The 12506-nt window shown below is 71.4% G+C and carries 7 protein-coding genes; 3 read left to right on the plus strand and 4 right to left on the minus strand.

Annotated elements, in window-relative coordinates; translation table 11 throughout:
- Positions 1-393: 393 nt before the first annotated feature.
- Positions 394-945 carry a MarR family winged helix-turn-helix transcriptional regulator gene (locus tag P2Q00_RS43905; protein WP_275780392.1) on the minus strand — a complete coding sequence of 184 codons (552 nt, stop codon included), beginning with the start codon at positions 943-945 and terminating at the stop codon, positions 394-396.
- A 97-nt stretch (positions 946-1042) separates the two neighbouring features.
- Here P2Q00_RS43905 and P2Q00_RS43910 point away from each other — a divergent pair, with 97 nt between their 5' ends.
- Positions 1043-2329 carry an MFS transporter gene (locus tag P2Q00_RS43910; RefSeq protein WP_275780393.1) on the plus strand — a complete coding sequence of 429 codons (1287 nt, stop codon included), beginning with the start codon at positions 1043-1045 and terminating at the stop codon, positions 2327-2329.
- A 12-nt stretch (positions 2330-2341) separates the two neighbouring features.
- Here the strand turns inward: P2Q00_RS43910 and P2Q00_RS43915 are convergent, their stop codons facing one another.
- Together P2Q00_RS43915 and P2Q00_RS43920 are read right to left on the minus strand one after the other, a co-directional pair.
- Complete coding sequence (locus P2Q00_RS43915; protein WP_275780394.1) at positions 2342-3988, minus strand: ATP-binding SpoIIE family protein phosphatase; 1647 nt, start codon at positions 3986-3988, stop codon at positions 2342-2344.
- A gap of 224 nt (positions 3989-4212) precedes the next feature.
- Entirely contained in the window at positions 4213-5592 is a 1380-nt protein-coding gene (locus P2Q00_RS43920; protein WP_275780527.1) for an NAD(P)/FAD-dependent oxidoreductase, read from the minus strand.
- Between the two features lie 388 nt (positions 5593-5980).
- On the opposite strand from P2Q00_RS43920, the gene P2Q00_RS43925 reads away from it, so the two are divergent.
- Complete coding sequence (locus P2Q00_RS43925) at positions 5981-6757, plus strand: TetR/AcrR family transcriptional regulator (protein ID WP_275780395.1); 777 nt, start codon at positions 5981-5983, stop codon at positions 6755-6757.
- Between the two features lie 366 nt (positions 6758-7123).
- Entirely contained in the window at positions 7124-9058 is a 1935-nt protein-coding gene (locus P2Q00_RS43930; protein ID WP_275780396.1) for a sigma-70 family RNA polymerase sigma factor, read from the plus strand.
- A gap of 58 nt (positions 9059-9116) precedes the next feature.
- Here P2Q00_RS43930 and P2Q00_RS43935 read toward each other — a convergent pair whose 3' ends face one another.
- Positions 9117-12476 (minus strand): ATP-binding protein, encoded by a 3360-nt coding sequence (locus P2Q00_RS43935; RefSeq protein WP_275780397.1) that lies wholly within the window; start codon positions 12474-12476, stop codon positions 9117-9119.
- Positions 12477-12506 lie beyond the last annotated feature (30 nt).

Consider the following 12506-nt stretch of genomic DNA (forward strand, 5'->3'; position numbering starts at 1 on the left):
CTCTATCAGACCGTTTTCCGATCCGATTTCCTCGGTGCTTTCCAGGTTCCCGCTCTCGCGTTTCCCTTTCCGGCGGTTCCGACTCTATCAGATCCTTTCGGGCCTGACTCCCAGTCAGCGGGGGCTGCCTTCGCGGCTGTTGGGCCGTTCCGACGTCTCAAACCTTAGCGGATCCCTTCGGCAGTTCCTAATCGAGCTGCCGGGTCCGAATCGAATTGAATTCGGGCACGCCGAAATCAATCCCATTGGGAGATCGTGCTGATGGTTTGAGGTGCCGCTTGTGCGGCGGAGGTGCTGTCGCAGAACCGTTACGGCTCCGCGGCAACCCGGAGAACTTTACGGATCCCGGAGGGGGGTGTCAAGCGCCCCCTGTCAAGATCTTTTACGTCGGCCTCAGTCCAGGTCGGTGAGGCGTCCGCCTGCGTCCGGCTGGGCGTGTTCCACCCTACGCAGGAGGCGGGTGAGGACCTCGCCGAGGGTGGTGCGCTCGTCGGGGGAGAGGTCCTGGAGGAGGTCCTCCTCGAAGACCGTGGCGAGGCGCATCGCCTCGAGCCACTTCTCGCGGCCCTGTGCGGTCAGCTCCACGATCACGCGGACGCGGTTGGACTCGTCGCGCTCCCTTGTCACCAGGCCCTCGGTGACCATGCGGTCGATCCGGTGGGTCATCGCGGCCGGCGTCAGGCCGAGGCGCTTGGCGAGGTCGCTCGGGCCCAGGCGGTAGGGAGCGCCGGAGAGGACGAGGGCCTTGAGGACCTCCCACTCGGCGTTGCTGATGCCGAGGGCGGAGGTCTGGCGGCCGTAGGCGACGTTCATGCGGCGGTTCAGGCGGGAGATGGCCGAGACGATCTTTTCGACCTGGGGGTCGAGGTCCCGGAACTCGCGCTGGTAGGCGGCGATCTGCTCTTCGAGTGTCGGTTCGCCGAGGGTGCCGGGGGTGTCGCCCATGGGCGAAGTATGGCATGGGCGTGCTTGGCGTTGAAGTTCTTCTGGGTGTAGTGTTTAGCTTCTAAGTCTTCATACCTAACTACTGAGAGAGGTGAACGTGACCAGGGCGATGGGCGCAGCGATGCGCCGGATCCATGTGGGTAACGCACTCAGCGCGTTCGGGCTCGGCTTCACCGTCCCCTACCTGTACGTCTATGTGGCGCAGGTGCGGGGACTGGGGGCCATGACGGCGGGGCTCGTCCTCGCTGTCTTTGCCGTGGCCGCGCTGATCGTGCTGCCGTTCGCCGGGCGGGCCATCGTCCGGCGCGGTCCCCGGCCGGTCCTCCTCGCCGCCCTGGTCACTGCCGCACTGGGGTCGCTGAGCCTGGGGCTGGCGAGCAACGGCACCACCGTGCTGCTGTCGGCTGCGGCGCTCGGGGCCGGGCAGGCTGTGATGCAGCCGGCGCTCGCGACGATGATCGTGGACTGCTCGACGGCGGACACGCGCTCGCGCGCCTTTGCCATGCAGTTCTTCCTGCAGAACCTGGGGCTCGGCGTCGGTGGCCTCATCGGCGGCAATCTCGTCGACTCTACGCGCGTCGACTCCTTCACCCTGCTGTTCTCGATCGAGGCTGCGGTGTTCCTGCTGCTCGCGGTCGTGATGGCCACCGTGCGGATGCCGCACTCCCCGCGTATCGAGGGCGCGCCCGCGCAGTCGGCGGGCGGCAGCTGGAAGCAGCTGCTCGGAAATCGGGCCATGGTGCAGTTGTGTGTGCTGGGCTTCGTGCTGTTCTTCGCCTGCTACGGGCAGTTCGAGTCAGGGCTGAGTGCGTACGGGGTCGAGGCCGCCGGGATTTCGACGTCTGCGCTGGGATCGGCGCTTGCCGCCAACACCCTGATGATCGTCGTCGCGCAGTTCGCGGTGCTGAAGTTCGTCGAGCGTCGGCGTCGGTCCCGGGTGATCGCCGGTGTCGGGCTGATCTGGGCCGTGGCGTGGGTCATGGCCGGGTACGCCGGGCTCGGGCACGGCAGCCAGGAGATGGCGACGGCGGCGTTCGTGTCGACGTATGCCCTGTTCGGGCTGGGTGAGGCGATGCTGTCGCCGACCGTTGCGCCGCTGGTCGCCGATCTTGCGCCGAGTGGGATGGCGGGGCAGTACAACTCCGCCTTCGCCCTGGTGAAGCAGCTTGCGCTGGCTGTCGGGCCGGCGGTGGGCGGGCCGATGGGGGCCTCGCTGCATGCGCCGTACATCGTGACGTTCCTGCTGTTCTCGCTGGGGATCACCGGCCTCGCGCTGCGGCTGGGGCGGCAGCTCACCGCCGTACAGGATCAGCCGTGGCTCGGGAAGAGCCGCGTGGTTGCCCGGGGTGGGGCGGCTGCGGAGCCTGTGGGCGCGGAGGCCTGAGCCGGGCGGCGCCTATCCCTTGGGGAGTACGAACTCGCACCAGACCGCCTTGCCTCCGCCCGGGGTGCGGCGTGAGCCCCAGTTCGACGCGATCGTCGCGACGATCGCGATGCCTCTGCCCGACTCGTCGCCGGGTTCCGCCCGGCGGCGGCGAGGGAGGTGGTCGTCGCCGTCGGTGACCTCGACGATCAGACGGCGGTCGGTGCGGCGCAGGCGCAGGCGCATGGGTGGCGTGCCGTGCTGGAGGGAGTTGGCGACCAGCTCGCTGGCTGCGAGGACGCCCAGGTCGTGGAGGTCGGAGGGGAAGCGCCAGCTCGTCAGGACGCCGGAGGCGAAGGCACGCGCGCGTGGGGCGGCTTCGATGCCGCCGAGGAGTTCCAGGGCGGCGTTGCGGAAGAGGTCGCTGTCCGGGCCGGTGCGGGCCGGGTGCTGGAGGACCAGGACGGCCACGTCGTCGTCGTGGTCCGCCGTCACGCCTGCCGAGCGGACCAGGCGGTCGCAGACGACCTGGGGGGTGCCCGTGGCGCCGGACAGGGCCCGCTCCAGGGAGGCGATGCCCTCGTCCAGGTCCTCGTCCCGGCGTTCCACCAGGCCGTCCGTGTAGAGCACGGCGGTGGAGCCGGGGCCGAGCGGGATCGAGCCCGACGAGTGCATCCAGCCGCCGGTGCCCAGGGGCGGACCCGTGGGTTCGTCGGCGCGCAGGACCACTCCGCTCTCGTCGCGCACGAGGATCGGGAGATGGCCGGCGGAGGCGTACACCAGGCGGCCCTCGTTCGGGTCGTGGATGGCGTACACGCAGGTCGCGATCTGGTTGGCGTCGATCTCCGTCGCCAGGCCGTCCAGGAGTTGCAGGACCTCGTGCGGGGGGAGGTCCAGGCGGGCGTACGCGCGGACCGCCGTGCGGAGTTGGCCCATGACGGCCGCGGCTCGCACGCCCCGGCCCATCACATCGCCGATGACCAGGGCCGTGCGGCCGCCGCCCAGGGTGATGACGTCGTACCAGTCGCCGCCGACCGCCGCCTCCGTGCCGCCGGGCTGGTAGGTGGCGGCGATACGCAGGTCGTCCGGTTCCTCCAGTTCCTGGGGCAGCAGCGAGCGCTGGAGGGTGACCGCTGTCTCGCGCTGCCGGCGCTCGCTGGCGCGGAGGCGTTCGGCGGCTTCGGCGTGGTCGGTGACGTCGGTCGCGAAGACCAGTACGCCCGCGTGCTCGCCCTCCGTCACCGGGGTGCAGGTGAAGGTGTAGGAGCGGCCGTCGGGAGCCTTGCGGGACTTGAGGGTGCGGGGCTTGCGGCTGCGCAGGACCTGGTCGAGGAGCGGGAGCAGGCCCAGTTGGTCGAGTTCGGGGAGGGATTCGCGGGTGGGCTCGCCGAGCGGTCGTACGCCGAAGGCCGTCACATAGGCGTCGTTGACGTAGGCGACGCGGTGGTCGGGGCCGTGGACGAGGGCCACCAGGGCCGGGACGCGGTCGAGGACCTCACGGACGGGGAGTTCGTCGACGGCCGGTACGGGTGCGTGCTCGTCGGTGAGTTGTTCGGCGCGGGCCGCGGGGACGGCGCTCGGGTTCTCGGCCGGCCGGTCGGCGGCGGCCGGGTGATCGGTCCGCGCTGCGGCGCGGCGCTGCGTTCCGGGGAGCCGGGCGCTCCAGCGCGTGAAGTTCACGAATCCTTGCCTCGTGTCGTCGTCTTCGGCGTCTTCGGCCGGCTCCGGACCCGGCCGGAGGGCTGGGGGGTGACACCCCCGGGATGCAGCACGGTGGAGAGAGCCTCTTGGGTTCGAGGGGCGAGCAGCTGCTCGCCCTGGGGGCGGGGATCAGTCTGGCAGTGTGGCCTACCGGGGCGACATCCGTGAGACGCCCACCCGGTCGGTGGAGTTCCTGGGTCCGGTCAGGACGACCCCTTCGGGTCGTTCATCGGGTCGGTAGGAGGCTTTCCACCGGCCGCGAGTTCGAACTCCGCTCGGGGATGTTCGAGCGAACCGAGGGAGACGATCTCCCGCTTGAAGAGGCCCGAAAGGGTCCATTCGGCCAGGACGCGGGCCTTGCGGTTGAAGGTGGGCACCCTGCTGAGGTGGTAGACGCGGTGCATGAACCAGGCAGGGTAGCCCTTCAGCTTGCGCCCGTAGACGTGGGCGACGCCCTTGTGGAGGCCCAGGGACGCCACCGAGCCGACGTACTTGTGGGAGTACGTCTCAAGGGGTTCACCGCGCAGGGAGTGCGCGATGTTGTCGCCGAGGAGCCCCGCCTGGCGGACCGCGTGCTGGGCGTTGGGGGCCGTCTCCGTGCCGGGTTCGGCGGCGGTGACGTCGGGGACGGCGGCCGCGTCTCCTGCCGCCCACGCGTGCGTGGCGCCGTCGATCGTCAGCTGGGCGGTGCATTTCAGCCGACCTCGTCCGGTGAGCGGGAGGTCGGTGGCGGCGAGGAGCGGGCTGGGCTTCACGCCGGCCGTCCAGACGACCGTACGGGTCGGGAAGCGGGCGCCGTCGCTGAGGACGGCGACCCGGTCCGCGCAGGACTCCAGGCGGGTGTGCAGGCGTACGTCGATGTTGCGGCGGCGCAGTTCGGTGACCGTGTAGCGGCCCATCTCCTCGCCGACCTCGGGCAGGATGCGGTCCGAGGCCTCCACGAGGATCCACTTCATGTCCTCGGGCTGGACGTTGTGGTAGTAGCGGGCGGCGTAGCGGGCCATGTCCTCGAGTTCGCCGAGCGCCTCGACCCCGGCGAATCCGCCGCCCACGAAGACGAAGGTGAGCGCCGCGTCGCGGATCTCGGGGTCGCGGGTGGAGGAGGCGATGTCCATCTGCTCGATGACGTGGTTGCGCAGGCCGATGGCCTCCTCGACCGACTTGAAACCGATGCCGTGGTCGGCGAGGCCCGGGATGGGGAGCGTGCGCGAGATCGAACCGGGGGCGAGGACCAGTTCGTCGTACGTCATGTGCTCGGCGCCCGCTCCCTCCTCCTCCGTGGCGAGCGTGGTGAGGGTGACGGTGCGCTTGGCGTGGTCGATCGACCGGACCTCGCCGATGACGACATGGCACTGATCCAGGACGCGGCGCAGCGGAACGACGACATGCCGGGGTGAAATGGCACCGGCGGCCGCTTCGGGAAGGAATGGCTGATAGGTCATGTACGGGTCGGGAGTGACGACTGTGATCTCGGCCTCGCCCCGCTTGAGTTCCCGTTTCAGCTTCTGCTGGAGGCGCAGGGCCGTGTACATCCCGACGTAGCCGCCGCCGACAACGAGAATGCGCGCACGTTCCTTCACCATCCCATGACGCACCCAGCGCTGGAGTTTGTCCACAGCCCCGACAATTTGTGTGACCGAGGGCCTGGCACGCCCAGGGTTGGCCGAATTGCCCGAGTGCCCGGAAGGATTGCAGGTCAGCGGGCGTGCGCCGGGTGACCTTGGGTGGTGCAATCGGGACGTATGCGACTCGTACTCCGATCGGGGGGCGCTCCGTGCGGAACCTGCCCCTTCTGAATTGACTCCCTCTCAACTATGTTCGTGTCTCGACGGGGTGTAGGGGGATGCGCTCATCGCTCATCGAGATCCGCGACGGGCGGGTCCGGTGAACCGGGCTTGTTCCCGCGCCCTGGCAACCAATGAATGGCGGGGAGAGTCTCCGGGGGGAGACGTCATTACCGGGGGATCACTTATGCATGTTCAGGACTCTCATTGGTCGTCCGCGTCTGCACTGACATCGGGCGGCATCGTGAGCGCGGCGGCAGGCAACGGACGCGCGGACGGAGCGCGTACGACGCCGCTGCGCGTGGACGCACAGCGCAATCTGGAGCACGTACTGCGCGCGGCGCGCGAGGTCTTCGGCGAGCTGGGATATGGCGCGCCGATGGAGGACGTGGCGCGGCGGGCGCGGGTGGGTGTGGGGACCGTGTACCGGCGGTTCCCGAGCAAGGACGTCCTGGTGCGGCGGATAGCCGAGGAGGAGACCTCCCGGCTGACCGACCAGGCCCGGGCGGCGCTCGGCCAGGAGGACGAGCCGTGGTCGGCGCTCTCGCGCTTCCTGCGGACGTCGGTGGCCTCGGGCGCCGGGCGGCTGCTGCCGCCGCAGGTGCTGCGGGTCTCGGTCGCCGACGAGGAGTCCGAGCGGGCCGACGGCACGGTGTTCGACGAGGCCCGGGTGCCGCTGCAGCGGACGCAGCCGGGCTCCGGGGAGCTGCGGCTCGTCCCCGAGGGGGCTCCGAGGGTCTCCGCGGAGGACGACACGGGCGCGGCGGCGCTGCTGGAGGTCGTCGGTCAGCTCGTGGAGCGGGCACGCGCGGCCGGTCAGCTGCGGGCCGACGTGTCGGTGTCGGACGTACTGCTGGTCATCGCGACGGCGGCACCCTCGCTGCCGGACGCGGCCCAGCAGGCGGCCGCCTCGGCACGGCTGCTCGACATCCTGCTGGAGGGGCTGCGGTCGCGGCCGGCCTGAGAGCTCGGCCGACCGACTGTGGCCGACCGACTGGCCGACCGACCGTGGCCGACGGGCTGGCCGGCCGAGGTGGCGGTTGGGCGTGGGCGCTGCGCAGCCCGCGCGTCGGCGTGAGCCGGAAATGTGCCGGACATCGGAAATTCACCTAACGCCCGGAATGCGCGGGACATTTCCGGTATGCCGCTCAACCGCCTTCCGACGAACGTCAATTGAGCCTTCCCCGAACGGGTGATGGCCAGTACTACGGCACGACAAGTCCCCACGGACGGGTGGATGGTCCGCCCGGATGGGGCCTGAACAAAAGCCAATATGGCACTCTGACCCGGTGGTCGGGACTGGTTGGGCAGGCATCGGGGGCTTTCCGCGATGAGCGTTGACGGGCGGGACGAGCCGCTGGGTGACGGTGACGCGGAGGCCGGCGGTTCGCCGCAGGTGCCGAGTCAGGGTGGACCGGGCGGACGGGCGGGCGGCCCGCGGGGCGGTGGCCGCCCGGAGAGCGTCATCCCGCCGCAGGGCGGCGAGCCCGTCGAGCCCGTGGAGGGCAGCGTCCCGGCGCAGCGCGACCGGCGGGAGGACACCGTCCTGCCGCCGCCCAGGGATCTGCCGCCCTCCGACGCCGATCTGATCGGGCGGATGCGCGCGGGCGACGACACCGCGTACGAGGAGCTGTACCGGCGCCACGCGGACGCGGTGCGTCGCTACGCCCGCACCTGCTGCCGCGACGCCCACACCGCGGACGACCTCACGGGCGAGGTCTTCGCCCGCATGCTCCAGGCGGTGCGCGGCGGCCACGGCCCCGAGCACGCCGTACGCGCGTATCTGCTCACCACCGTCCGACGGGTCGCCGCGAACTGGACGAAGTCCGCGAAACGTGAGCAACTGGTCGACGACTTTGCGCTGTTCGCGGCGCAGGCCGCGCGCTCCTCCGAGGTCTCCGACGACGACACGTTGGACCTCGGCGCCGACGTCCGCGCGATGCACGAGGCCGAGCAGTCCATGGCCATGCAGGCCTTCCGGTCGCTGCCGGAGCGCTGGCAGGCCGTGCTGTGGCACACCGAGGTCGAGGACGAGTCGCCGAGCGAGGTCGCCACACTCTTCGGGCTGGACGCCAACGGCACGCGCGTGCTCGCCAGCCGCGCCCGCGAGGGCCTCAAGCAGGCCTACCTCCAGGCCCACGTCAGCGCCACCCTCGCCGACGACGAGGAGTGCGCCCGCTACGCCGACCGGCTCGGCGCCTACGCCCGCGGCGGACTGCGCACCCGCGCCGAGCGGGGGCTGCGCAAGCACCTGGAGGAGTGCGCCAAGTGCCGGCTGGCCGCGGGCCAGATCAAGGAAGTCGCCAGCGGTATCCCCGGTGTCGTGCCGGTCGCGGTCATCGGTTGGTTCGGTGCCGCCGGGTACGCCAAGGTGGCCGCGCTCATCGCCGGCGGTACCGGTGTCGGTGCGGCGGGCGCCGCGGGTGCGGCCGCGGCGGCGAGCGGCAGTTCGTCCGGCGGGGCGGGCGCCGGTGGCGCCGCGGCCTCCGAGGGGCTGGGTGCGCCCGCGAAGATCGGCATCGCCGCCGGTGTCGTCGCCGCGGCGGGCGTGGCGGTGGCCCTCGCGCTGTCCGGGGGCAGCACCCCGGTCAGGAAGCCGGATGCGAAGCCACCCGCGTCCGCACCTGCCGTCCGGCGGGAATCGCCCAAGCCGACGCCTCCGAAGAAGCAGCCTGCGCCGAAGCCGCGGGTGGTGGTGCCCGCGGTGGCTCCCACGCCGACGCCGACACCGACTCCGCGGCCGAAGCCCACCCCGACTCCGACACGGACACCCACCCCCACGCCGAAACCGACCCCGAAGCCCACGCCGAAGCCGACTCCCCCGCCCACCCCCGTCGTCTACCAGTGGAGCGAGCTGGCCTACGACATCAGCGGCGACGGCACCAAGCCCGAGATGCGAATCGGCACGAGCAGCTGGGCGTGGCAGCGGTACGGCATGTCGATCGCCGGCAAGCAGTACACGCACGGTGTGACCGTGCACGGCGAGTCCTCCGTCACCGTCGACCTCAACCGCAGCTGCTCCGCCTACGACGCCATGGTCGGCGTCGACGACATGACCCTGGGGCTCGGCAAGGTCTACTTCTCCGTCTACGCCGACGGCGTCCAGCTGTGGCAGTCCGGGATGATCCAGGGCGGCGCCCCGGCGGTCCCGGTCCATGTGAACCTCGCCGGGCACAGGACGGTACGGCTGGTCGTGCAGCCGCAGAGCGGCTTCGACTCCCTGACGCTCGCGGACTGGGCCGAGTCGAAGTTCACCTGCTCGTAGGCGGCCTGTCTGTGCTGCGGCTCCCGTGGTGCGGCTGCCGGTGGCGTCTGCGGTCGGGTTACGGCACCTGCTCGGCGGGGTGTCTGCGCAGAGCCTCGCCCAGTTCGGCGAGGAGGTCGTCGACGGTGAGGGCGGTGCCACGGGCGTACTCCGCCTCGTACTCCTCGCTGCCCAGCGCGGCGCGGGCGGCGGCCTCGGCGCGCTCGGACTCGACGCGCTCCGGCATGGAGCGCGGTTCGCCGCCCCGCCAGTGCTCGCCTGCGCCGAGCAGGCGGACCGCGCGCGGATGGTCCCCGAGATCGGACAGCAGAACCGCCGTGCTGTCCACGAGGGCCGCCGTGACCACGTCGGCGCAGCGCCGCTCCACCGACTCGCGGACGGTGTCGGCCAGCTTCGGCAGTCCGTGCGCCGGGCCCGACTCGGCGACCGTCACCAGGCCGTCGACCGCGTTCAGCATCACCGTGAACTGGGGCGGTGGCGTGCCGCGTCCGATCTCCGCGCGGGCCGCCTCCAGCATCGCGCGCGCCCGGACGGTGTCCTTCTCGTCCAGCGCGAGCTGGGCGCGCATCAGCAGGACGAACGCCCTGGAGTCCGGCACTCCGTAGCGATCGGCGGCCGAGCTCGCCTCGTCCAGCCCGCTGACCGCGGCCGGTCGGTCGCCCGCGCGGTAGGCGATCTCGGCGAGCCGGGCCAGCAGAAACGGCGTCTCGGCATACGCGCCCACCTCATAGGCCAGCCGCAGCGCCTCCTCGTACTCGCCCTTGGCCTCCTCCAGGCGACTGCGGGCCATCGCCGCCTCGCCGGCTGCGCTGCACACCTGGGCCCGCATCCAGCGGTCGCCGACACGACGACTCAGCACCCTGAGCTCCGCGAGGTCCTCGTCCACGCCCTTCATGCCGCCCGGTGAGTCGACGACCATGTGCGTACGGAACATCAGGGCGACGCCGATCGCCCAGGCGTCGCCATGGGCACGGCAGTTGTCGACAGCGACGTCCAGGGCGGCGCGGACGTCCTGCGAGCTGTCCAGGTGGAAAGTGGTGAACGGCCACACGATGCCCGGCATACGGGCCGCCTCCGGACCGCCCCGCTCGTAGAAGTCCCGCAGCCGGCCCACGTACTGACGCATCCGGTCGTCCAGCATCCCGTCCCTCGGTTCGGTGTCCGACTTCATGAAGAGGTGCAGCATCCGGAGGTTCATGCGGAGGGTGTGGTGGGGGTGGTGTGCTTCGGCGTGGGGGGCGGAGAGGAAGGCGTCTGTGGGGTCTACGGGGTCCGTGGGGTCTACGGGCTCCGTGGGGGCTGCGGGGGCTGCGGGGAGTACGGCCTGGGAGGCGGCGGCGTGGTCCAGAGCAGCGCCCAGGTGCAGGACCTGGTCCAGCCAGGACTCGGCCTCGTAGCGGTAGTTGCGCAGCCACCAGAACCAGCCCATGGACACGGCGAGGGCGGCGGCCTCTGCCTCGGCGCCCGAGGTGAGGGCGCGGTGGAGAACGGCACGGATGTTGTCCAGCTCGGTCTCCAGGCGGGAGATCCAAGGGAGTTGGCCGGCCGAGCGCAGAAGGGGGTCGGCCTCCGCCACGAGCGCGTGTACCCAGGCGCTGTGCCGGTGCTCGGCCGCGGCGCGCAGCTCGGGGGCCTCGGCGGCGCGCTCAGCGGCGTACTCGTGGATGGTCTCCAGCATGCGGTACCGCATGCCGCTCTCCTGGCCGGCGCCGTCCCGCTCGTACGGGGTGGCCACGATCAGGGACTTGTCGACGAGTGCGCCGATCAGGTCGGTGGCGGGGCCGGTGCACACCGCTTCCGCCGCCGCGAGGTCCCAGCCGCCGGCGAACACGGACACCTCGCGCAGCACCGTGCGCTCGCGCTCGTCGAGCAGCTCCCAGGACCAGTCGACGACCGCGCGCAGGGTCTGCTGGCGGGGCAGGACCGTACGGCTTCCGGAGGTGAGGAGGCGGAAGCGGTCGTCGAGGCGGTCGGCGATCTGGCGGGGCGTGAGCAGCCGTAGCCGGGCCGCGGCGAGCTCGATGGCGAGCGGCAGGCCGTCCAGGCGGCGACAGATCTCCTCGACCGCCTCCCGGTCGCGCAGCACGGTGTCCGCGTCGGGGCGGACGGTGGACGCGCGCTCCTCGAAGAGGCGGTGCGCCTGATCGAGGACGAGGGGCTCGACCGGGCGCACGGACTCGCCGGGGACGCCCAGGGGTTCACGACTGGTGGCGAGGATCGTGAGCCCGGGGCAGCGGGTGAGCAGCGTCTCGGCGAGGGCTGCCGCTGCTTCGATGACATGTTCGCAGTTGTCAAGGATCAGGAGTTGGCTGCGCGGGGCGCAGTACTCGACGAGCAGGGCGAGGGGGTCGTCCTGCGGGGCCGTCAGCTCGGTGGTCATCAGCACGGTCTCGCGCAGACCGAGCGCGCTGACCACCGCGCCCGGCACCGCCTCCGGCCGGTCCAGCGGTGCCAGCTCGACCAGCCAGGCCTGGGGAAGCCCGGCGGCGGCTTCCTCGGCGAGGCGGGTCTTTCCGGAGCCGCCCGGTCCGGTGAGGGTGACGAGCCTTGCCCTGTGCAATTCGGAACGGATGGAGTCGAGTTCTGGTTCCCGGCCCACGAAAGAGGTAAGGCGGGGACGGATGTTGCCGGTGCGTTCGAATTGGTCGGTATTTTGAGGTTTTTGGAGTGGTTCGGATCGTTCTTGACTTGGGGGGCTGTCTGCCGGGGTGAGCAGTTCCGAGTGCAGGGCGCGCAGTTGGGGGCCCGGGTCGGTGCCCAGGCCTTCGGCGAGGGCGCGGCGGGCGGTCTCATATGCGGCCAGGCCGTCGGCTGTACGGCCCGTGTCGCGCAGGGCGCGGATGAGGAGGGCGTGCAGCGGTTCGTCGTACGGGTGCGCCGCGGTCAGTTCCTTCAGATGCGGTACGGCGGTGTGGGCGCGGCCGAGGTGCAGGTCCGCGTCTGTGCGGGCGCGGGTCGCCTCCAGGTGCAGGGCGTCCGGGCGGGTTGCGGCGGTGCGGTCGGGGAGGTCGGCGAGGGCCGGGCCGCGGTACAGGGCGAGGGCCTGGTCCAGGGTGTGGGCGGCGGTCTGCGGGTCGCCGTGGTCGAGGGCCGTCGTGCCCTGCCGTACCAGTCGCTCGAAGACGAACAGGTCTACGTCGTCCTCGGTCGCTTCGAGGCGGTAGCCGCCGGGGGCGGAGGTGATCGTTTGCCTGCCCAGGGTGCGGCGGAGGCGGCCGATCAGGGCCTGGAGGGCGGCGGGGGCGTCGTGGGGCGGGGTGTCCGACCAGACCTCGTCGATGAGGGTGTGGGGGGTGGTGAGGCGACCTGGGCGTAGGGCCAGGGCGGTGAGGAGGGTGCGGAGGCGTTGGCCGGGGATGGGTATGGCGGTGCCGTGGTCGTCCTCGGCCTGGGTGACGCCCAGGATTTTGTACCGCACCGGGTTATTGTCGCCGGGGGTTGCGGGTGG

The sequence above is a fragment of the Streptomyces coacervatus genome, from assembly GCF_029223485.1.
Classification (GTDB): Bacteria; Actinomycetota; Actinomycetes; order Streptomycetales; family Streptomycetaceae; genus Streptomyces; species Streptomyces coacervatus.

Bases quoted from the DNA above. Each gene is read 5' to 3' on its own strand.
- P2Q00_RS43905 (WP_275780392.1), bottom strand. From the start codon at position 945: ATGGGCGACACCCCCGGCACCCTCGGCGAACCGACACTCGAAGAGCAG.
- P2Q00_RS43920 (WP_275780527.1), bottom strand. From the start codon at position 5,592: ATGGTGAAGGAACGTGCGCGCATTCTCGTTGTCGGCGGCGGCTACGTC.
- P2Q00_RS43930 (WP_275780396.1), top strand. From the start codon at position 7,124: ATGAGCGTTGACGGGCGGGACGAGCCGCTGGGTGACGGTGACGCGGAG.
- P2Q00_RS43925 (WP_275780395.1), top strand. From the start codon at position 5,981: ATGCATGTTCAGGACTCTCATTGGTCGTCCGCGTCTGCACTGACATCG.